14 protein-coding genes and 6 pseudogenes are annotated in these 20,772 nt (G+C 75.0%); 17 read left to right on the plus strand and 3 right to left on the minus strand.

Annotated features, from left to right (window positions below; all coding sequences use genetic code 11):
* The first annotated feature begins 4 nt into the window (after positions 1-4).
* From WKH84_RS10380 to WKH84_RS10410, 7 genes and pseudogenes are all read left to right on the plus strand, one after another.
* Positions 5-469: a hypothetical protein gene (locus tag WKH84_RS10380; RefSeq protein WP_341856571.1), complete on the plus strand. Its 465-nt coding sequence runs from the start codon at positions 5-7 to the stop codon at positions 467-469.
* A complete protein-coding gene (locus WKH84_RS10385) occupies positions 466-2,166 on the plus strand; it encodes a hypothetical protein (RefSeq protein ID WP_341856572.1) in 1,701 nt (566 codons plus the stop codon). Before WKH84_RS10380 ends, WKH84_RS10385 begins: the two co-directional genes overlap by 4 nt.
* Positions 2,153-2,365, plus strand: coding sequence for a hypothetical protein (locus tag WKH84_RS10390; protein ID WP_341856573.1), 213 nt, complete (start codon positions 2,153-2,155; stop codon positions 2,363-2,365). The genes WKH84_RS10385 and WKH84_RS10390 overlap by 14 nt, the downstream gene beginning before the upstream one ends.
* A 61-nt stretch (positions 2,366-2,426) precedes the next feature.
* Positions 2,427-3,745 (plus strand): annotated as a pseudogene (locus WKH84_RS10395) (UDP-glucose/GDP-mannose dehydrogenase family protein).
* A gap of 392 nt (positions 3,746-4,137) precedes the next feature.
* A pseudogene (locus tag WKH84_RS10400) lies at positions 4,138-4,569 on the plus strand (acyltransferase); the annotation flags it as partial.
* Positions 4,570-4,705: 136 nt separating this feature from the next.
* Positions 4,706-6,112, plus strand: a complete 1,407-nt coding sequence (locus tag WKH84_RS10405) for an SGNH hydrolase domain-containing protein (RefSeq protein ID WP_341856574.1) — start codon at positions 4,706-4,708, stop codon at positions 6,110-6,112.
* A 169-nt stretch (positions 6,113-6,281) separates the two neighbouring features.
* A pseudogene (locus WKH84_RS10410) lies at positions 6,282-7,600 on the plus strand (M18 family aminopeptidase).
* A gap of 382 nt (positions 7,601-7,982) precedes the next feature.
* On the opposite strand, the gene WKH84_RS10415 reads toward WKH84_RS10410, so the two are convergent.
* Together WKH84_RS10415 and WKH84_RS10420 are read right to left on the minus strand one after the other, a co-directional pair.
* Complete coding sequence (locus WKH84_RS10415; protein ID WP_341856575.1) at positions 7,983-8,267, minus strand: hypothetical protein; 285 nt, start codon at positions 8,265-8,267, stop codon at positions 7,983-7,985.
* 119 nt (positions 8,268-8,386) lie between these two features.
* Positions 8,387-10,300, minus strand: a complete 1,914-nt coding sequence (locus tag WKH84_RS10420) for a glutamyl-tRNA reductase (protein ID WP_341856576.1) — start codon at positions 10,298-10,300, stop codon at positions 8,387-8,389.
* A 299-nt stretch (positions 10,301-10,599) separates the two neighbouring features.
* Here WKH84_RS10420 and hemE point away from each other — a divergent pair, with 299 nt between their 5' ends.
* The 10 genes and pseudogenes from hemE to WKH84_RS10470 all read left to right on the plus strand — a co-directional run bounded on the left by hemE (position 10,600) and on the right by WKH84_RS10470 (position 19,405).
* Positions 10,600-11,658 (plus strand): uroporphyrinogen decarboxylase, encoded by a 1,059-nt coding sequence (hemE, locus tag WKH84_RS10425; RefSeq protein WP_341856577.1) that lies wholly within the window; start codon positions 10,600-10,602, stop codon positions 11,656-11,658.
* Positions 11,655-12,002, plus strand: a pseudogene (locus tag WKH84_RS10430) (NAD(P)-binding protein); the annotation flags it as partial. The gene hemE and the pseudogene WKH84_RS10430, both read left to right, overlap by 4 nt.
* Positions 12,003-12,120: 118 nt before the next feature.
* A complete protein-coding gene (locus tag WKH84_RS10435) occupies positions 12,121-13,710 on the plus strand; it encodes a chlorite dismutase family protein (RefSeq protein WP_341856578.1) in 1,590 nt (529 codons plus the stop codon).
* The gene (locus WKH84_RS10440) at positions 13,625-13,870 is read left to right on the plus strand and encodes a chlorite dismutase family protein (RefSeq protein WP_341856579.1); all 246 of its coding nucleotides are present in this window, start codon (positions 13,625-13,627) and stop codon (positions 13,868-13,870) included. Before WKH84_RS10435 ends, WKH84_RS10440 begins: the two co-directional genes overlap by 86 nt.
* 144 nt (positions 13,871-14,014) lie before the next feature.
* On the plus strand, positions 14,015-15,169 hold the full coding sequence (locus WKH84_RS10445; RefSeq protein WP_341856846.1) for a ferrochelatase: 1,155 nt from the start codon (positions 14,015-14,017) through the stop codon (positions 15,167-15,169).
* A pseudogene (gene hemC / locus WKH84_RS10450) lies at positions 15,166-15,684 on the plus strand (hydroxymethylbilane synthase); the annotation flags it as partial. The gene WKH84_RS10445 and the pseudogene hemC, both read left to right, overlap by 4 nt.
* A 59-nt stretch (positions 15,685-15,743) precedes the next feature.
* Positions 15,744-16,163, plus strand: a complete 420-nt coding sequence (locus tag WKH84_RS10455) for a hypothetical protein (RefSeq protein ID WP_341856847.1) — start codon at positions 15,744-15,746, stop codon at positions 16,161-16,163.
* Positions 16,057-16,956, plus strand: coding sequence for a uroporphyrinogen-III synthase (locus tag WKH84_RS10460; RefSeq protein WP_341856848.1), 900 nt, complete (start codon positions 16,057-16,059; stop codon positions 16,954-16,956). Before WKH84_RS10455 ends, WKH84_RS10460 begins: the two co-directional genes overlap by 107 nt.
* Entirely contained in the window at positions 16,953-17,975 is a 1,023-nt protein-coding gene (gene hemB, locus WKH84_RS10465; RefSeq protein ID WP_341856580.1) for a porphobilinogen synthase, read from the plus strand. Before WKH84_RS10460 ends, hemB begins: the two co-directional genes overlap by 4 nt.
* 100 nt (positions 17,976-18,075) lie before the next feature.
* Positions 18,076-19,405, plus strand: a pseudogene (locus WKH84_RS10470) (glutamate-1-semialdehyde 2,1-aminomutase).
* Between the two features lie 96 nt (positions 19,406-19,501).
* On the opposite strand, the gene WKH84_RS10475 reads toward WKH84_RS10470, so the two are convergent.
* The gene (locus WKH84_RS10475) at positions 19,502-20,026 is read right to left on the minus strand and encodes a hypothetical protein (RefSeq protein WP_341856581.1); all 525 of its coding nucleotides are present in this window, start codon (positions 20,024-20,026) and stop codon (positions 19,502-19,504) included.
* Between the last annotated feature and the right edge of the window lie 746 nt (positions 20,027-20,772).

The following is a 20,772-nucleotide window of genomic DNA, read 5'->3' on the forward strand; positions in this document are numbered from 1 at the left end:
CGCCGTGACCCTCTCGCTGCAGGCGGATCCCTCGCAGCGGCGGGACGCCCCGGTGGCGATCGAGCAGGCCGTGGAGCGGGTCGAGGCCGTCACCGGCGAGCAGGCGGAGGTGGACATGGACTACTCTTGCAGCGGCCCGGGACTGACCCGCCACCAGGTGATGAACTGGCTGGGCTTCTGGCTGTCCCCGCGGGACGTGGACCTCGCCGATCCGCCGCAGGGCACCCCGTTCGACTCCGAGTACGTGGTCTCCTGCGCGGACTGGCCGGAGGCGGCGGAGCTCGGGGCTCTGCGGGTGAGCGACAGCGGCTACTACGGCTATGCCCTGTGGGTCTTCGCCCGGGGAGGAGCAGGCCGCGCTCGAGGACGCGGGACTGCTGGACCGTTGAGATCACCCGCCGGCCCCAGCGCACCGCAGGGCCCTCTGCCCACCCCGTCCCCACCGATCGTCGCAGGAGCTCCTGAGTGACCACCCCCGAGTCCGTCCCCACGCACGGGGGCGCCCGGCGCGACCCGGCCCCCGTGCCCCGCGTCCCCGGCACCGCCCGCCATCGCCGCGACGAGACGGCGGCGCGCACGGTCCCGCCCATGGCCGGCACGGCCCGTGGGGACGCCCTGTGGTGGTTGATCGCTGTCGCCGCCGTGCTGGCGTGCACCTGGCTGTACTGGGACATCGCCCAGACCGCCCTCGCCCCGCGCACCCCCTGGGACGAGGGGCACCCGATGCAGACGGCGCGCTGGATCGCGGGCGAGCGCGGGCTCACGCCGGTCTCCGGCTCCGGCTACTACCCCGGCTGGGCGGTGATGATCGCGCCGGTGTGGTGGTTCACCGACGACGCGTATGCCGTGTACACCGCCGCCGTGTGGATCGGGAACCTGCTGGCGCTGGCCACGATCGCGCCGCTGGCCGCGATCGCGCGCCGCTTCGGGGTGTCCTGGCCGCAAGGGATCGCGATCTCCGCGGTGGTGATGATGTTCCCGGGCCGCTCCCTGCTGGCGGACTACGCGCTCAGCGAGCGACCGCTGATGCTGTTCTACGCGCTCACCGCCCTGGCCGTGCACCGTCTGTGGGAGAAGCCCAGCTGGGGCCGGGCCGCCGCGCCGCTGGCCGCGGCGACCGGCGCGTTCTTCATCCATTCCCGCGCGCTGGCGCCGCTGGGGACGGTCGCGATCTGGTTCCTGTGCTTCTGCCTGCGCAACTGGCGGATCGGCCTGGCCGGCGCCGCGGGGGCGGTGCTGGTCTGGCGGGTGGTGGGCCCGCTCGCCGAGGCGCTCGCGGAGACGGTGTCGCTGCGCGGCTACGGCAAGGAGGACGTCGTCGCTCCAGGGGCTCGAGAGCGCCTCGCTGGACCTGTTCGCCAAGGTGGTGCTGAGCCAGGGGTGGGTGCAGGCCCTGGGGTACCTGGGGCTCACCGTGGTGGGCGCGCTGATCGTCGCCCTGTCCACGGTGGAGGAGCCGCGCCGCCTGCGCCCGGGGATCCACACCTTCTACCTCGGCCTGGCGCTGTCGGCGTTCCTCATGAGCACCATCTGGTGGACCCGGGGCTACCTGCTGCGCCGCCCGACGGAGGCCGCCGCTTCGACGCCTGGGTGTACTCCCGCTACCTGGACAACATCGGCGCGATCCTCTCGGTGATCGCGCTGGCGTACCTGCTTGCGCCAGGCCTCGGCACGCCTGGTGGGCCTCAGCGCCCTCCTGTTCGTGCCCTGGGCCGCGCTGGTGGTGTTCTGGGTGGCGCCGAGCGTGCCGGTGTGGGGCTCCACGAACGGCCCGGCGAACGCCTCCTCGGTGCTCGCGTGGGCGGGACTGTTCCCGGAGGAGCCCTTCACCACGCCGCTGGTGCCGAGCCTGGCGAACCAGAACAGCTTCTGGCTGTGGGCCTCGCTCGCCGTCCTGGTCTCCCTGGGCGTGCTGGCGCTGACGGTGCGCCGCCCGCGGGCGATGGTGGTGCTGGTGGGGATCGCGGCACTGGCCACGTCCCTGGTGGCGGATCCGGATCAGACCCGTTACCCGCCACGAAACATGATCGCGGCGGTGGAGTCCGTGGAGCAGGCCACCGGGCAGGAGCGGATGGCGCTGGACTTCGACTACGGTCGCCCGCCGGAGCACGGCCCGAACCGGGCCGTGGCGCTGAACTCGATCGCGGTGTGGATGTCGCCTCGTAACCCTCACGTGGTGGAGACGCAGAAGGACGAGGAGTTCACCGCGGATCTGGTGATGTCCTGCGAGCACTGGGAGCGGGCCGAGGAGCTGGGGGCGCGCGCCGTGGTGGGCCGCCCCAGCTACGGCTACCGCATCTGGGTGTCGCCCGGCGCGGTGCAGGACGAGCTGGCGCAGCGAGGGCCGCTCGAGGTCGCGGAGTGATCCTGGCCGTGCCCCGCCCCTGACCGGCCGCGGCGCGGGACGGGGCTTGTATCCTCCCCTCATGAGAATCAGCACCATCGGTTGTGGGTATTTGGGCGCGGTCTACGCCGCGTCGATGGCGTCGATCGGGCACGAGGTCCTGGGCCTGGACGTCGATCAGAAGAAGGTCGACGACCTCAACCGGGGCATCGCCCCGTTCCACGAGCCCGGCTTCGAGAAGGTGCTCCAGGACGCCCTCGAGGCCGGCCGCCTCCGCTTCTCCACCGACTACTCCCTCGCCGCCGACTACACCGCCCACGTGATCTGCGTGGGCACCCCGCGGCTGATCGACGCCGCCGGCGCCGATCTCACCTACGTCCACGCCGCGGTCGATGCCCTGATCCCCTATCTCGCCGAGGACGCCGTGGTGCTGGGGCGCTCCACCGTCCCGGTGGGTACCGCCGCCTCGCTGCGTGAGCGCCTGCGCGCCGCCGGCCGCGAGAACGCGCTGGCCTGGAACCCGGAGTTCCTGCGCGAGGGCTTCGCCGTGGAGGACACCCTGCGCCCGGACCGCATCGTCTACGGCCTGCCCGAGGATCCCGCCGAGTCCGCCCGTGCCCGCGCGGTGCTCGACGAGATGTACGGCACGATGCTGGAGAACGGCACCCCGCTGGTGGCGGGCAACTACGCCACCGCGGAGCTCGTGAAGGTCTCCGCGAACTCGTTCCTGGCCACGAAGATCTCCTTCATCAACGCCGTGGCGGAGATCTGCGAGGCCACCGGGGCGGACGTCTCCGTCGTCGCCGAGGCGATCGGCCTGGACGACCGCATCGGCCCGAAGTTCCTCCGTGCCGGGATCGGCTTCGGCGGCGGTCGCCTGCCCAAGGACATCCGCGCCTTCATGGCCCGCGCCGGCGAGCTCGGCGTCACCGAGGCGCTCGGCTTCCTGCGCGAGGTGGACCACGTCAACAACCGCCGCCGCGACCACGTGGTGAACATGGCACGCAAGGAGCTCGGCGGCGGCTTCACCGGCAAGCGCGTGGCCGTGCTCGGCGCCGCGTTCAAGCCGGACTCCGACGACACCCGCCAGTCCCCCGCCCTGTACATCGCCTCGAAGATCTCCGGCCGCGGCGCCGATGTCGTGGTCACGGACCCGGCGGCGAACGCCCGCGTCCACGCCGAGCGCCCGAACCTCGCCATCGCGGCCGACGCCTACGAGGCCGCCGCCGGCGCGGACATCGTCGCCGCTGCTGACGGAGTGGACGCAGTTCAAGGAGCTGGACCCGGTGCGGGCCGCGGGAGGTCGTGGCCGCGCCCGTCATGATCGACGGCCGCAACGTCCTGGACCCGGCCGCCTGGCGCGAGGCCGGCTGGACCTACCGCTCCATGGGTCGTCCCTGACGTCCTCCCCGGGTGCGCGACTCCGAGCAGGGACGGACCCCGGCCGACGAGCTCTCCGACTGGGTCCAGGACCCGGTCGACGAGCCCGTCGGCCGCTCCTCGCGTCCCCGCACCCGGCTCGAGGACTGGCTCGCCGAGCCGGCGCCCGTGCGCGGCACCACCCTGGAGGACTGGTCGCAGGGACCGGTGGAGGAGTACGCCGAGCAGGAGGCGGAGGACGCCTGGTCCACCGGTGAGTCCGTCTCGGGGGCGACCGCCGCCGGCCGCTACGGCCGGCCCGGACCGGCCGACGAGGCCCCGGGGACCGACGGGAGCGCGCCCGCGCGCCCGGCCCGGAGCGACGGCCGCCGGCGCGCCCCGCCTTCCGCGCCGAGCCGCACGGCCTGCGGGCGGTGGCGCTGGGCCTGGTCGCGGTCTACCACGTCTGGCTCGGGCGGGTCTCCGGCGGCGTGGACGTCTTCCTGTTCCTCTCCGCCTTCTTCCTCACCGGCACCTTCGTGCGCCGGCTCGAGAGCGGCCGTCCCCTGCGGATCCCGCACTACTGGCCGCACACCTTCAAGCGCCTGTCGCCGCCCGCGGCGGTGACGATCCTGCTCGTGCTCGCGGGCACCGCCGTGCCGCCGCCGCCCTCGCAGTGGATCCCGGTGATGGAGCAGGCGGTCGCCTCGGCGATCTACCTGCAGAACCTGCTGCTGGCGGTGCCGCAGGTCGACTACCAGAACCAGGACGCCGGCGCCGCGTCCCCGCTGCAGCACTTCTGGTCCCTGAGCGTCCAGGGCCAGGCCTTCGTGGTCTGGCCGCCGCTGTTCCTGCTGGTGCGGCGCCGGGCCCGGGCCGGCAGGTCGGTGCGCCTGCCGCTGATCGCGATCGTCTCCGTGATCGGTGCGGCCTCGCTCGTCTGGTCGATCCTCTCCACCCAGTCCCAGCAAGCAGATCGCGTACTTCGACACGGCCGCGCGGATGTGGGAGTTCGCGGCCGGCTCGCTGCTGGCGCTCACCCTGCCGCCGCTGGACCGGATCAGCGGCGCTCAGCGCCCGGAGGACGCCCAGCGCCCCCGCTTCGGCACGGCGAGGGCGCCGCTGGGCTGGGCGGGGATCGCCTCCCTCCTCGCCGTCGGGGTGCTGGTGGACGTCTCCTCCCTCTTCCCGGGCTGGATCGCGCTGTGGCCGCTGGCGGCGGCGGGCGCGGTCGTGGTCGCGGGGCACTCGGGCCGGCGCTGGGGCGCGGACGCACTGCTGTCCACGCGCCCGGCCGCCTTCGTCGGCGACATCTCCTACGCCCTCTACCTGGTGCACTGGCCGCTGCTGGTGATGTGGTCGCATCACAGCGGACAGGAGCGGGCGGGGCCGCTGGACGGCCTCGCGGTGCTCACCGCCTCGGTGTCGCTGGCCTGGGCGCTGACCCGCCTGGTGGACGCGCCGATCCGCCGCTCGGCGTGGCTGGAGGCACGGCCCTGGCGGTCCCTGACCGCGATCGCGCTGAGCGTCGCCCTGGTGGCCGGGACCGCCGGGGCCTGGTCCCGCTCGCTGACCCGCGAGGTCGAGCCGGACCCCGCCGCGACGGCCTCCCCGGCCCTGCCCACCGACGAGGTGCCCTCCGAGACGCCGCCGGAGGTGCTCCCCCGGGGCTGGGAGCTGAACGCCCAGTGGCCGGCGCCGCCGGAGGACTGCTCCGGGCCGTGGGAGCCGGCCACCGAGTTCCGCCACGTCCCCTGCGACCAGCTCCTGCCCGACGATGCGGAGCCCGCCGGGGTGGTGGTGGTGCTCGGCGGCTCCCACGCCCGCCAGTACGTCCCCGCGCCGCTGCCCTGGGCGGAGGAGCACGACCTGCAGATCGTGAACCTGCACATGGACGGTCGCGACTTCGCGCCCGGCTCCGTGCGCGGCGAGTACTGCGACGGCTACGACGAGTACGCGCTGGAGTACCTCGACGCCGTGCGACCGGAGGTGGTGCTGACCACCTCGACCCGCACCTCCCCCGAGGGCCCCGAGGAGACGATGCCCGAGGGCATGGGCAATGCGGTCGAGATCCTCACCGCCCGCGGCATCGACGTGATCAGCGTCCGCGACAACCCGCGCTGGGAGGAGAACGCGTACTCCTGCGCGGAGGCCGTGATCACCGAGGGCGGCACGCCCGAGGAGGCCGATGCGGCCTGCGGCGCGGACGCCGCGGAGAAGCTCGCGCCCGAGAGCCCCGCGGCCGGGCTCGTCGCCGCGGAGGGCGGAGGCACCCTGACCTCGCTCGACTTCAGCCCGCTGATCTGTCCCGACGGCCGTCGCTCCCCGTCCTCGGCGACAGCTACGTGTACCTCGACGACGACCACCTCACCAAGCGCTTCGTCCAGCAGGTCATCACCCCGGCGATGACGGAGGCGCTCGAGGGCCCGGACGGCCCCGGCGGCATCCGCGACGCCGGCTGAGGCCCCGGCGCCCGGCCCGTCGGGCGGCCTGCCCGGCCCGATGGACGCCCGCGCGCCCCGTCGGCCGCCCGCCCTCCCCGTCGGCCGCCCGCGCCGAATGGTTCAATGACGGGGTGATGTCGTTCTCCGCCGCCTCCCCCTCGCCCCGCGCCCGTGCCGCCGCCCTCGACCTCGGCGCCTTCGTCACCGCCTCCCCCTCGAGCTTCCACGCCGCCCGCGAGGCGGCCCGACGCCTCGCGGAGGCCGGCTTCACCGAGCTGGTCGAGACCGCGGCCTGGTCGGCCGAGGACGTCGCGGGCGACCGCTACGTCGCGCGCGACGGCTCGCTGATCGCCTGGACCGCCCCCGCGGGCGCGGACGCGGCGAGCACCTTCCGCATCGTCGGCTCCCACACCGACTCCCCCGGCCTGAAGGTCAAGCCCGATCCCCGCCTCGGCGCGGAGGGCCTCGCCCAGGTGGGCGTCGAGATCTACGGCGGCCCGCCTGCTGAACTCCTGGCTGGACCGGGAGCCGCGCCTCGCGGGCCGGCTCGCACTGGCCGACGGCACGACCGTGCTCGTGGACACCCCCGGCCTGTCTGCGCGTCCCGCGGCTCGCAGTGCACCTGGACCGCGCCGTGAACAAGGACGGCCTGACCCTGGACCCGCGGCGGCACATGCGGCCGATCCTCGGCTTCGAGGGCGTGGACGTGCTGGAGATCCTCGCCCACCACGCCGGGGTGCGCCGCGCCGACGTGGTCGGCCTCGACGTGGTGACGGTGGACGCGCAGGCCCCGGCGCTCTTCGGCGCCGACGAGGAGTTCCTCGCCTCCGGCCGACTGGACAACCTCACCTCCGTGCACGCCGAGGTCGAGGCGCCGCTCGCCGTCGCCGCCGGCGAGCGCCCCGCCAGGGCCGACGGGCCCACCCCGATCGCGCTGATGGTCGCCAACGACCACGAGGAGGTCGGCTCCGCGACCCGCTCCGGCGCCGCCGGCCCCTTCCTCGAGGACGTGCTGGTGCGCGTCCACGCCGCGCTCGGCGGCGACGAGGCGAGCCGCCGGCAGGTCCTCGCCTCCTCGCTCGTCCTCTCCGCGGACGCCGGCCACGCCGCCCACCCGAACTATCCCGAGCGCCACGACCCCGTGAACCGACCCCGGCTGGGCGAGGGCCCGATGCTGAAGATCAACGCGCAGCAGCGGTACGCGACCGACGCCGTCGGCATCGCCGCCTTCGTCGCCGCCTGCGAGCGGGCCGGCGTCCCGCACCAGCACTTCGTCTCGCACAACGCCATGCCCTGCGGCTCCACGATCGGTCCGATCACCGCCACGCGCCTGGGCATGACGACCATCGACGTGGGCATCACGCCGCTGTCGATGCACTCCGCCCGCGAGATGTGCGCGACCGCGGACCCGCTGCTGCTGCAGCAGGCCTGCGCGGCGTTCCTGCGCGGCTGAGCCGCCGCCCCGCTCCCCCGCCCGTGGTCTCCGCGCTGGCGCTGGGCGGACGCCGCCCCGCGGCGCTCCTGGGCGGTGGCCGCCCTCGCCCTGCTGATCGGGCTCGCCCCGCGCTCGGCGCCCGGGCCGCCCTCGACCGCGCGGCCGAGCGCACCGATGCGGCGCGGCTGGAGGAGCGCGCGGGCCTCGGCGAGGGCGAGGTGTTCGGGCTCGACCTGCTCCCGGCGGTCTGCCCCGCGGAGGAGTGCCCGCCGCTGATCGGGAACGTCCACGTCATGTTCGACCAGCACCACACGACGGCGACCTGCAGGGAGTCGGCCGGCGGGGAGGCGGACCGGCGCTCACGGAGGCGGGCTTCCCCTGGTGAGCCTGCCCCGGGCGCTCAGCCCTGCGGGGCGCTCCTCGCGCGGCGCGCGATCGCTTCGACCGTCTCGACCGCGGCGCGGGCCCGGGCGGTCGCCTCGTGCTCATCGCCGTGCTCGCGGCGCGCGTCCTTGAGCGGCTCGTCGGCCTGGTAGTAGGCGTCCTCGAGCTGGCCCGCCTCGGCCGTGGCCTCGGCGAGCTCGGCGCGCGGCGCGATCGCCTCGGGCGTCGTCGACTCGCCCTCCTCGAGCAGGGTCAGGAGGCGACGGGTGGCGTCGTGGACGCGCTCAGCCGGGGTGCTCATCAGGGATCTCCTCGTGCGGTGGGGCGGGACCTCGGCCCCGATCCTACGGGCGACTGCCCCGGGGCCGGGCCCGGCGGACGACCGCCCCGAGCGGCAGTAGGCTGACCACGAGATGGAGATCAACCCCTACGACTCGCGTCTGCGCATGCCGCAGCAGATCGACACCGTCGCGATGCGGCGCGAGGCGGCTCCCGACGAGGAGACCGCCGGCTGTCCGGGGTGCCCGTTCTTCTGGACCTGCCCGGTGCCGCACCGCGGCGAGGAGGTCCGCGTCCCGCAGGAGCCGACGGCGGCCGAGGTCGAGGAGCTCCTGCCGGGCCGTCGCCCCTTCGTGCCCCGGGACGAGTCCGACGTCGGCTGGACCGACGTGTGGGTCGACGAGGACGGCCTGCGGATCGACCCCGAGGAGCTCGAGCGCCCGAGCCGGCGCAGGAGCTGGAGCCGTCCGCGGAGTCCGCGGAGTCCGCGCCGCCGCAGGAGGAGCCCGCGCGCCGTCGCCGCTGGTGGAGGCGCTCCCGGGGCTGAACGACGCGCTGCGGTCCAGGCCCCGGGAGGCTCAGCCCTCGGTGTCGTGCCCGGCCGGGCGCGCCCCTGCCGCGCAGGGTCCGCCGGGCGAGCTCCGCGCCGGTGGGCCGGCCGCCGACGGCGAGGGCGGCCGCTCCCGCCAGGCCCGCGAGGTCGGCGGGGCCGGGCGGGACCGTGCGGTCCACGCGCATCCAGCCGGCCGGCACGGGCTCGGCGGCGCCGGGCGCCGCCGGCACCGGCGAGTCCTCGGCGCCCTGCGCGGCGGAGATGTCGATCCCGAAGATCGTGTGGAAGGCGGAGACGTACTCGTCGGCGAAGCCGGTCTCGGCCAGGTGCCGGGCCCGCTCGGCGGGCTGGTGCATGACCCTGGCGAGGATGCGGCGCACCGAGCGCTCGAGCTGGTCGGCAGTCTCCCCGGAGACGTCGCGGCGCAGGCGGTCGATCTCCCCGTCGGCCGCGTCGAACACCTCGCGGCGCAGGGCGGCCATCGCCGGGTCGATGCGGCGCACCTCCTGCTGCTGACGGAAGGCCTCGACGTTCTCGGCGATGATGCCGCGGGCGGTCACCAGCGCCGGGTCCTCGCCGTCCGGGTCCTCCCGGCGCAGGTCCTCCAGCCCCAGCACGGTGATGCCCTTGAGGTGGCGCACGAGGGGGTGGAGGTCGGAGTGCGGCGCGAGGTCGAGCACGACGGTGCGGCCCGCGTTCAGGAACAGCTCGGGGAACAGCGAGGTGCCGCGGCCGGAGGCGGCCAGCACCAGGTCGGCCTCGCGCGCCGCCCGCTCGAGCCCCTCGGCCTCGACGGCCTCCGCGCCGTGGCGCTCGGCGAAGCCCGCCGCCCGCCCGGACGGCGAGAAGACCTGCATCCGGGAGACGCCGCGGCGCGCCAGCTCCGACAGCCCCAGCCGGGCGTAGGCGCCGGTGCCGACGATCAGCACGTCGCGGCCCTCGAAGCCGCCGAGCCGCATCCCGGCGCGGTCCAGCGCGACGGACGCGCCGGAGCGACCCGCGGCGCCGACGGGGGCCTGGGTGGCGACGCTCTTGGCGCAGCGGAAGCCGTGCTGGAAGAGGTCGTGGAGCATCGAGGTGGTGCGACCGGCGCGGCGCGCGGCCTCGTAGGCCTGCTTCACCTGGCCGGAGATCTCGGCCTCGCCCATCACGATCGACCGCAGCCCCGAGGTGACCTCGAACAGGTGCCGCGGGACGGGGGCGTCCATCGCGGCGTCGAAGCAGAGGGAGACCACCTCGCGGTCCAGGCCGCTGGTACGGGAGACCGCGTCGATCACGAGCTCGACGCCCTCGTGGAAGCGCTCGGTGTCGAGGTAGACCTCGAGCCGGTTGCAGGTGCTGAGCACCACCGCTCCGGAGACGACGGGCGGGGCGCCGACGGCCTCGGCGCGCTCGGCCTGCGGCTCCTCGAGCGCCTCGGGCAGGGACTCCGCACCCCGGGTCAGGGCGTCGAGCATCTCGAGGTCGAGATGCTCGTGGGAGGCACGGAGAGCAGCGAGCATGATCCTCAGTCTAGGCACGTCCGCCCGTCGCTCCACCCCCGGAGGACCTGTCTGGCGACGCCGCGCGCGAACGTGTGCACAATGGGGGCGTCATGAACCAGAACCCCATGTCAGAGCCCCTTTTTGCCGACGGTGCGTCAGATCGATCGCGACACCTGTCAGCATCTGGGAACGCCGCAGGCCCCGGGCTCGCCACCGCCGCCGCACCCCTTGCCGAGACCCCTTCCGCGCACCCCCTGGCGGGCCCCGGATCGCTCCCCGAGGAGCATCCCGCGCGCCGCTGCGCCGTCGACGGCGGCGTGGCCGACGCCTCACTGCCGCAGGAGCTGCGCGGTGTGAGGAGTGACACACCGAGCGTGTGGTTCATGCGTCAGGCCGGCCGCTCGCTGCCCGAGTACCGGGCGCCGCGGGAGGGCACCACGATGCTCGACTCCTGCGTCCGCCCCGACATGGCCGCGGAGATCACGCTCCAGCCCGTGCGCCGCCACGGCGTGGACGCCGGGATCTTCTTCTCGGACATCGTCGTCCCCGCACGCCTCGCCGGCCTCGGCGTCGAGATCCGCTCGGGCGTCGGCCCGGTCTTCGACCATCCCGTGCGCACCGAGGCCGACATCGAGGCGCCGCCCCCGCTCGGCGACGACTACGAGGAGGCGCTCGCCCCGATCCGCGAGGCGGCGCGTCTGACCGTGGCGGAGCTCGGGACCACGCCCCTGATCGGCTTCGCCGGCGCCCCCTTCACCGTCGCGAGCTACATGGTCGAGGGCGGTCCCAGCCGTGACCACCTGCGCACCCGCGCGCTGATGCGCTCGCGCCCGGACCTGTGGGAGCGCCTGGCGACCTGGGTCGCGGAGCTGTCGGGCCGCTTCCTGCGGGCCCAGGTCCTCGCGGGCGCCTCCGCGGTGCGCCTGTTCGACTCCTGGGTGGGAGCGCTCGGGCAGGAGCAGTACCTCGAGCACGTCCAGGCTCATTCCGCGGCCGCGCTCGCCCACGTCGCGGACCTGCCGGTGCCGCGGCTCCACTTCGGCGTCGGGGCCGCGCACCTGCTGCCGCCGATGCTCGGCGCCGGCGCGACCGCGATGGGCGTGGACCACCGCCTGCGCCTGGACCGGGCGCTGGAGGTACTCCCCGCCGACACCCCGGTGCAGGGCAACATCGACCCCGCGGTCCTGTTCACCTCGGAGGAGGCGCGCTTCGCGGAGGCGCGCGGCGTGCTCGAGGCGGGCGCCGCGGCGGCCGGGCACGTGGTGAACCTCGGCCACGGCGTCCCGCCGGACACGGACCCGCAGGTCCTCACCGATCTGGTCGCCTTCCTCCACTCCCAGCGCGTCGCGCGCGCCGCGGAGGCGCCCGAGGCATGAGCGCCCGGATCCTCGTCGTCGGCGGCGGCCTCGCGGGGTCGCTCGCCGCCCGACGCCACCAGCGCGCGGGACACCGCGTGGTGTCGCTCGAGGCCGAGGACCGCCTCGGCGGCGCGGTCGCGGAGCTCGCCCTCCCGGGCGCCGGCGACCTCGCCCTGAACGCGGGCGCGGAGGCGTACTCGACCGCCTCCGGCGCGGTCGACGCGCTGGTCGCTCAGCTCGGGCTCGCAGATCGGGTCGTCTCCCCGCGCGAGGGGCTCGGCGACCGGATCGTCTCCGCCGCCGGGGTGCACCGCGCCCCGGCCGGCGCCCTGCTCGGGGTGCCCGGCCGACCGCTCGCCGCCGACGTCCGCGCGGTGCTCGGCTGGCCGGGGGCGCCGCGCGCGGCGCTCGAGCCCCTCGTCGCCCGCCCGCGTCGGCGCACGGCCCGGGGCGACCGTCGCCGAGACGGTGGGACGCCGGATGGGCCGACGGGTGCTCGAGCGGCTCGTCGCCCCGATCGTCGGCGGGGTGCACTCCGCCGATCCGGCCGAGCTCGAGCTCGCCGCCGCCTCCCCGCGGCTCGCGACGGGCCTCTTCGAGCACGGCTCGCTGGTGCGGACCGTGCGCCGCCTGCGCGGCGGGGGACGACGGGGCGGCGCCGGCCGCACGACCGGCGCGAGCGCCGGGACCCGTGTGCACGCCCTCGCCCCGACCATGGCGGCCCTTCCCGCGGCGCTGAGCGAGGAGCCGCTCGCCGCAGGCGGGATCGTGCGCACCGGCGTGGAGGTCACGGGCCTGGACCGCGAGGGCGAGCCGTGGCGGGTCCGTACCGCCCGCGGTGAGCGGCTCGAGGCCGACCGCCTCGTGCTGGCCTGCCCTCCCGACACCGCCCGCGCCCTGCTCGCCGTGGCCGCGCCGGAGATCGCCGAGGCGATCCCGGAGACGCCATCGGCCGCGGTGCGGCTGGTCGCCCTGGTGCTGGACGCCCCCGCCCTGGACTCCCATCCCTCGGGGACCGGGGCGCTGGTCGCGCCGGGCACCCCGGGTATCCGCGCGAAGGCCCTCACCCATGCGAGCGCCAAGTGGGAGCACGTCGAGCGCGCGGCGCGCGAAGCCCTCCCGTCCGCCGCCTCCCCGCACCTGGTGCGCCTCTCCTACGGCCGTCCCGGCGAACAGCCGCCGGGGCGGGAGGAGATCGTCGACCTCGCCCTCGCCGACGCCTCCGCGATCCTCGGCACCCCGCTCACCCGCTCCCGGCTCGCGGACTGGGCCGTGATCGACTGGGACCGGGCGATGCGCCGGCCCCGGCCCGGCCACCGCGCCGCCCTCGACGCGCTCGCGAGTCTGCTCGAGGCGCGGGACGACCTCGAGCTCGTCGGCTCCTGGCGGGCCGGCACCGGCCTCGACGCGATCGTCCGCGCCGACGACGCCCTCGCCGCCCGCTGCGCAGGCCCCGCAGACCACCCCGATCTCTCCCACCGCTCCCACGGAAGGAACCCCACGATGAACGACGCCGCCGCCTCGACCCCCGAGGAGATCGCGCAGACCACCCGGTACACGAGCTACACCGTGTTCCGCCGCCTCTCGGGCCTGACCGAGGACGGCGAGTTCACCGCCGCCCAGGTCGCCGAGGCGCTCGCCCAGACGATCCCGCTGATCGAGTCTGCCAGCGATGGAGGAGTCGAGATCCTCGGCTTCTACGACGTCTCCGGCTTCCGCGCCGAGGACGACCTGATGCTGTGGCTCGCCGCCGAGGACCCCGAGGCGGCGCAGCGCGGCCTGCGCGAGTTCGAGCGCTCCCTGGTCGGCACCTGGTCGCACCGCGAGTGGGCGTCGGTCGGCGTGCACCGCATGGCCGAGTTCGCCAAGGGCCACGTCCCCTCGTTCATGGTCCCGAGCTTCGAGCGGAAGCAGTGGATCACCGTGTACCCCTTCGTGCGCAGCTACGAGTGGTACCTGCGCGCCCGACGAGGAGCGCAACCGCATGGCGCGCGAGCACGGCCTGCTGGGCCGCGACTACCCGCAGGTCAACGCCAACACCGTCGCGGCCTTCGCGCTCGGCGACTATGAGTGGTCGCTCTCCTTCGAAGCCGACGATCTGCACGACCTCGTCGACATGATGCGCCACCTGCGCTACTCCGATGCGCGCCTGCACGTGCGCGACGAGCTCCCCTTCCACACCGGCCGCCGCCTCGAGGACCTCGAGGACGTCGCCGCGCTCCTGGCCTGATCCCGGACGCCTCCCTGCCCGCACGACCTTCACCGAGGACCACACCATGACCGACACCACCACGCAGATGCCCGCGCCCCGCGCGCGGCCCCCGACTCCCCCACCCATGCGCGGCGCGGCGAGGCCCGTCCCTTCGACGCGATCCTGTTCTCCTCCTTCGGCGGCCCCGACGGGCAGGAGGACGTCATCCCCTTCCTGCGCAACGTCACCCGCGGGCGCGGGATCCCCGACGAACGGCTGGAGGAGGTCGCGGGCCACTACCGCGCTCTCGGCGGACGCGACCCGATCACCGAGCAGAACGAGGCGATGATCGCCGCGCTCGAGGAGGAGCTCGCACGCCGCGACCTGGATCTGCCGATCTACTTCGGAAACCGCAACTGGGCGCCCTACAACGCCGAGGCGGTGCGCGCTCTGCACGCCGACGGCCACCGCCACGCACTCGGCCTCGTCACCAGCGCGTACTCCTCGTACTCCTCCTGCCGGCAGTACCGGGAGGACTTCGGCATGGTGCTCGAGGAGACGGGTCTGGCCGGTGAGGTCACCATCGACAAGGTCCGCGTCTACTTCAACCACCCCGGGTTCCTCGCGCCGGTGGTCGACGGTGTCGAGGCCGCCCTGGCGAGCCTCGCCTCCGAGGGCCACGACAGCGAGCGCATCGCGGTGCTCTTCTCCACCCACTCGGTGCCCACGGCGATGGCCGAGGCCTCCGGGCCGGAGGAGACGCGGGTCGAGGGCTCCGGCGGATGGTACGTCGAGCAAGATCTCGCCGCCTGCCGGTGGGTGATGGACCAGCCGCACGACGACGCCCCCGAGCTTCCCGACTGGCGGCTCGTCTACCAGTCCCGCTCCGGGGCGCCGCACATCCCGTGGCTCGAGCCGGACGTCAACGACGTCATCGCGCGGATCGCCGAGGAGGACTCCGCCGACGCGGTCGTCGTCGTCCCCATCGGCTTCGTCACCGACCATGTGGAGGTCGTGTGGGACCTGGACACCGAGGCGAAGGAGACCGCCGAGGAGAAGGGCCTCGCCTTCCGCCGCGTCGCCACCTCCGGGGAGGATCCCCGCTTCATCGCCGCCCTCGCGGATCTCGTCCAGGAACGGCTGGACGAGTCCTTCCCGCGACGGGTGGTCACGGATTTCGGGGGCACCCCGGACGTGTGCGGGGTGAACTGCTGCGCAGGACGCATCTGCCGTCCCACCACCAGCGCGGTGGACTCCGCGTCGGACGTCGAGCGGGCCCGGGCCGAGCGCCGCGCCACGGCCGGCGACGGCCAGGCGGGCACAGGATCCCTCTCGTGACCGCGTCCCCGCCGCGGATCGGCACCCGCGCCTCCGATCTCGCGCTGACCCAGTCCGGGCACGTCGGCGCCGCGGTCGTGGAGGGCACCGGGCACGAGGTCGATCTGGTGCACGTGAGCACTCATGGCGACCGCGACCGCATCAGCCCCCTCGCCCAGATCGGCGGCACCGGCGTGTTCGTCACCGCCGTGCGACAGGCCCTGCTGGACGGCGAGGTCGACGTGGTGGTCCATTCCTGGAAGGATCTGCCCACCGCGCCGCTGGACGAGATCACGCTGGTCTGCACGCCGGAGCGGGAGGACCCGCGCGATGCCCTGTGCGCTCGTGACGGGATGACCCTCGCGCGGCTCCCGGCCGGGGCGCGGGTGGGCACCGGCTCCCCGCGCCGCGGCGCGCGGCGCTCGCTGCGGGCGCGGCCCGATCTCGAGGTCGTGGGGATCCGCGGCAATGTCGAGACCCGGCTGAACCGGGCGCTCGGGATGGAGGCGGACCTCCATGCCGTGGTGCTCGCCGCCTCGGGGTCGCTCCGCGTGGGCAGGGAGGCCGTGATCAGCGAGCGCTGCCCGTCGAGGTCATGCTTCCGGCCCCCGCCCAGGGCGCGCTCGCGGTCGAGGCGACCACCGCCGCGCTCGCGCAGGCGCCCTGGTTCGCCGAGCGTCTCGCGGCGGTCGACGACGCGACCACCCGCGCCGCGGTCACGGCGGAGCGGTCCCTGCTGCGGGCGCTCGAGGCGGGTCGCTCCGCCCCGGTCGCCGCGTACGCGGAGCTGGAGCCGGGCATGGATCCCTCCGCCGCGCAGGTCCTGCGCCTGCGCGCCCTCGCGATCCGTCCCGACGGGACGCATGTCGTCGAGGGCGAGGCCCGGGTGGACCTGGACCTCGCCGCCGATGCGCTCTCCGGGCCGGGCTCGATCCCGGTCGAGCTCGGCCGGGAGCTCGCCGCGGACCTGCTCTCCCGCGGCGCCGGCGAGATCCTCGCGGAGGTCCGCGCCTGATGCCCTCCGCAGAGATGGCCTCCGCCCCGCCCCGCGCCGCCGGGCCCGTGCTGATCACGCGCCCGGCGGGGCGGGGGAGCGTCTCGCGAGCCTGCTCGAGGCGGAGGGCCTCGCGGCCGAGCACGCCCCGCTGACCCGCCTCGTCCCGAGCGGCGGCGAGGAGCTCGAGGCCGCCCTCGCGCGGCTCGCCGCGGGCGCGTTCACGCATCTCGTGGTCACCTCCCGCACCGCCGCCGAGGTCCTCGCCGGGGCGGAGGCCCCTTCCGTGACGGCGATCATCGCCGTCGGAGGGGGCACCGCCCAGACCCTGCGGGAGGCGGGCCTCTCCCCCACCGCCGTGGCCGACGGCTCCGGTGCGGCGCTCGTCGCCGCGATGCCGCCCGCCGCCCCGGGCGATCGAGTGCTCGCTGCCCGCCTCGGCCGCCGCCTCCCGCACCGTCCCCGAGGGGCGCGTGCGGCCGGCTACGAGGTGGTGGAGGTCGAGGCCTATCGTCCCGAGCCCGTCGACCCGCCCCCGGCGGTCGCGGAGTCCCTGGCCGCCGGGCGGTACGCGGCGGTCGTGCTGACCAGCCCGATGATCGCCCGACGTGCGGCCGAGCTCGGCGTGCACCCCGCCACCGCGGTGATCGCCATCGGCGACCCGACCGCCGAGGCCGTCCGCGCCGCCGGCCTCGGCCCCGTCCGCCAGGCCGCCGCCCCGACCGACGAGGCGCTCGTCGCGGCCGTCCTCGAGGCGCTCGACGCGGCGGACCCGTCACACCCCACGCACCCCCGATCGAAGGAGACCCGATGACCCAGCCGACCCTCCCCGGACCGATCGACCGCCCCCGCCGCCTGCGCAGCAGCGCCGCGATGCGCTCCCTGGTGCGGGAGCATGCCCTCCGCCCCGCCGACCTCGTGCCGCCGATGTTCGTGCGCGAGGGCGCGAGCGAGAACAAGCCCGTGACCTCGATGCCCGGCGTCGAGCAAGACACGATGGACTCCCTGGTCCGCGCCGCGACCGAGGCGGCCGAGCGCGGCGTCGGCGGTGTGATGCTCTTCGGCGTGCCCGAGCACAAGGACGCCGTCGGATCCGGCGCCACCGACCCGGACGGGATCCTCAACCGGGCGCTGGCCCGCCTGCGCGCCGAGCTCGGCGATCAGACCGTGATCATGGCCGACCTGTGCCTGGACGAGTTCACCGACCACGGCCACTGCGGCGTGCTCGACGCCGACGGCCGGGTCGACAACGACGCGACGCTCCTGCGCTACCGCGAGATGGCCCTCGCGCAGGCCGAGGCCGGCGCGCACCTGCTGGGCCCGTCGGGGATGATGGACGGCCAGATCGCCGCGATCCGCGACGCGCTCGATGCCGCAGGTCATCTCGAGACCGCGCTCTTCGCCTACACCGCGAAGTACGCCTCCGCCTTCTACGGCCCGTTCCGCGAGGCCGTGGACTCGTCCCTGCAGGGCGATCGCCGCACCTACCAGCAGGATCCCGCCAACGGCCGCGAGGCGCCGCGCGAGCTGGAGCTCGACGTCGCCGAAGGCGCGGACCTCGTCATGGTCAAGCCCGGCCTGCCCTATCTCGACGTGCTGAAGGACGTCGCCGCCGCCTCCCCCGTCCCTGTCGGCGCCTACCAGGTCTCCGGCGAGTACGCGATGATCGAGGCGGCCGCGGCGAACGGCTGGATCGACCGCGACCGCACCGTGCTCGAGTCGCTGCTGGCCTTCCGCCGCGCCGGCGCCTCGAGCGTCCTGACCTACTACGCGAGCGAGGTCGCGGGCTGGTTCCAGCAGGGCCTGCCCCCGCACCTGCGCGAGTTCACCTGAGCCGCGACCCGGCCCGCGCCCGTCGGCGCGCCCGCCGTGCCGCGGCCCGGCGGCGCATCATCGCCCGTCGTCCCCCGCCCCTCCCGAGAAGGAGCCTCGCATGACCCCCACGACCACGCTCTCCGCCGATCTCTTCGACCGCGCCCGCCGCGTCATCCCCTCCGGGGTGAACTCGCCCGTGCGCGCCTTCGGCTCCGTCGGCGGCACGCCCCCGTTCCTCACCAGCGCGAAGGGCGCGCGCTCACCGACGCCGACGGCAACGAGTACGTGGACCTGGTCGGCTCCTGGGGTCCGATGATCCTCGGCCACGCCCATGACGGTGTGGTCGAGGCGGTGCGGGAGGCGGCCGGGCGGGGCCTGTCCTTCGGCGCTCCGCAGGCCGGGGAGGTCACCCTGGCCGAGGAGGTCGTGCGCAGGATCGGCCCCGTCGAGCAGCCTGCGCCTGGTCAATTCCGGCACCGAGGCGACGATGAGCGCGCGCGCGCGTGGCCCGCGCCGCGACCGGCCGCGACGTGGTGGTGAAGTTCGCCGGTCGCTATCACGGGCACGTGGACGCGCCGCTGGCCGAGGCGGGCAGCGGGGTCGCGACCTTCGCCATGCCGGGCTCGGCCGGCGTCACCGCCGCGACCGCGAAGGACACGGTCGTCGCGCCCTACGGCGACCGCGAGGCCGTCGCGGCCCTGTTCTCCGAGCGCGGCGGCGAGATCGCCGCGATCATCACCGAGGCCGCGCCCGCGAACATGGGCGTCGTCCCGCCGCTCGCCGAGGACGGCGTCGGCTTCAACCGCTTCCTCGCCGACACCGCCCACGCCGCGGGCGCGCCGCTGATCAGCGACGAGGTGCTCACCGGCTTCCGCGCGAGCGCCGAGGGCCACTACGGGGTCGACGGGCCGCGCGGCACCGGCGAGGATTGGGCGCCGGACCTGATGACCTTCGGCAAGGTGATCGGCGGCGGCCTGCCGGTCGGCGCCTTCGGCGGCCGCGAGGACCTGATGGGCCTGCTCGCCCCGGCCGGCCCCGTCTACCAGGCCGGCACCCTGTCCGGGAATCCGCTCGCGACCGCGGCGGGGCTCGCGACCTTCGCCGGGCTCGACGAAGCGGCCTACGAGACGCTCGGCCGGGCCTCGAGGACGCCGCAGCGGCTGGTCGCCGACGCGCTGACCGCCGAGGGCGTCCCGCACGTGGTCCAGACCGCCGGCACCCTGTTCTCGGTGTTCTTCCGCGACGAGCCCGTCACGACCTACGAGGACGCGAAGGCGCAGGACACCGAGGCGTTCACCCGCTTCTTCCACGCGATGCTCGAGGGTGGGGTGTACCTGCCGCCCTCCGCCTTCGAGGCCTGGTTCGTCTCCACCGCCCACACCGACGAGGTCCTGGACCGGATCGCGGCGGTGCCGCCGGCGGCGGCGAAGGCGGCCGCGCAGGGCTGAGAACGCGGTGCGGCCCGTCGCACCGACCGGACCGAGGACGAGGTGGGTGGCGGCGCGCCTCGGGTGCCGGCCCCCGGGCCGCCGGCGCACGGCACGTCAGGCCCTGACCGGTGCCGGCCGCGGCCGACGTGTGGCCGCGCGATGGATGATCGTGGCCGCGAGAGCCAGTGCCGCGATCTGGCTGATCGTGTGGAGGATCCTCGCCCACGGGGCGTGGTCCGCACCGCCGACTCCGAACGTGTCGGCGAGGGTCATCCCGGCGGGGAACGAGGCGACGAGATAGATCGGGGTGCCCAGGGCGAGCAACCCCAGCATGATCATGAGCAGGCCTCGCGTGGAGAGCCGCCCGCGACGGGCGGCGAGTGCCGCCGACGCGGCGAGCAGCGGTCCGGGCAGGAGCGCGGCGATCATCAGTCCCCAGCCCATGGAGTCGGAGGTGCGGCCGACGGCGGCGTGGATCTCCCCAGGTCGCTCCCGGGCACCGTGGACAGCGGATTGAGCACCTGGATCTGGAGCGCGGCGAACAGCGCGTAGCCGAGCACGAGGACCGTCCCGAGCACGCCGATGACGAGGGATCTCCGTGCAAAGAGGAGCGGGCGGAGCAGCGACGGAGAAGCTCATGGCAGCGAGCCTGCCATCAGGCTCTCCCGGGACGGTGGCGAAACGGTGAAGAAGCGGGGCAGGTCCGTCGGCTGAGCCCGCAGGATGACCGTGGCCGAGGACCGCTCGCCTCGTCCACACGAGGCGAGTTCCGATCAAGGCCGCTCGAGCGCCGATCTAGCATCGATGCCACGACGACGCGTCGACCAGCACGGACCACCTCCACGCCCACAGAGCTCCCCTCCGACCCGCGAAAGGACACACGATGTCCCTGAACGACCTCATCGAGGCCTACGCCCTGGACCCGACGCCCGAGGGTCTTCACGACCTGCAGGCCGGGATCATGGCGGCTCCCCGCTACGACCCCCTCCTCGCCGTCTCCCGGGCGGTGGTCCCGCTGCTGCGCGACGGGAAGCACCAGGAGATCGCCGACCTGATCCGCTCGTGGATGCCCGGCGCGCTCCTGAGCCCGTCGGCGCACGGCTACCTCGCGAAGGCGCTCACCGAGCTGGGCGATGCCGAGGCCGGCCGCATCGAGGCGAAGTTCTCCCGGCTCGCGCTCGACAGCATCGCGGCCTCGGGCAGCGGCTCCGAGGAGGAGCCGTGCTCAGTGCTCCGCATCGAGGACGAGTACGACATCCTGCGCGCCTCCTCGCAGCGCCCGACCGCCCAGCGGCAGGTCTCCGACGAGCGCGGGCAGTTCGACGTCCACACTCTCGAGGACGGCGGCGAGGTGTGGTTCCGGTCGCGCTCTGGCTCGCCCCGCC

The organism is Brachybacterium sp. GPGPB12 (genome assembly GCF_038396325.1).
Taxonomy (GTDB): Bacteria; Actinomycetota; Actinomycetes; order Actinomycetales; family Dermabacteraceae; genus Brachybacterium; species Brachybacterium conglomeratum.

Coding starts and splice junctions, on each gene's coding strand:
- WKH84_RS10390 (WP_341856573.1), top strand. CDS start 2,153: ATGTCGCCTCGTAACCCTCACGTGGTGGAGACGCAGAAGGACGAGGAG.
- WKH84_RS10405 (WP_341856574.1), top strand. CDS start 4,706: ATGTGGGAGTTCGCGGCCGGCTCGCTGCTGGCGCTCACCCTGCCGCCG.
- WKH84_RS10415 (WP_341856575.1), bottom strand. CDS start 8,267: ATGAGCACCCCGGCTGAGCGCGTCCACGACGCCACCCGTCGCCTCCTG.
- WKH84_RS10420 (WP_341856576.1), bottom strand. CDS start 10,300: ATGCTCGCTGCTCTCCGTGCCTCCCACGAGCATCTCGACCTCGAGATG.
- WKH84_RS10435 (WP_341856578.1), top strand. CDS start 12,121: ATGGGCCGACGGGTGCTCGAGCGGCTCGTCGCCCCGATCGTCGGCGGG.
- WKH84_RS10440 (WP_341856579.1), top strand. CDS start 13,625: ATGGCGCGCGAGCACGGCCTGCTGGGCCGCGACTACCCGCAGGTCAAC.
- WKH84_RS10455 (WP_341856847.1), top strand. CDS start 15,744: ATGCTTCCGGCCCCCGCCCAGGGCGCGCTCGCGGTCGAGGCGACCACC.
- WKH84_RS10460 (WP_341856848.1), top strand. CDS start 16,057: ATGCGCTCTCCGGGCCGGGCTCGATCCCGGTCGAGCTCGGCCGGGAGC.
- hemB (WP_341856580.1), top strand. CDS start 16,953: ATGACCCAGCCGACCCTCCCCGGACCGATCGACCGCCCCCGCCGCCTG.
- WKH84_RS10475 (WP_341856581.1), bottom strand. CDS start 20,026: ATGAGCTTCTCCGTCGCTGCTCCGCCCGCTCCTCTTTGCACGGAGATC.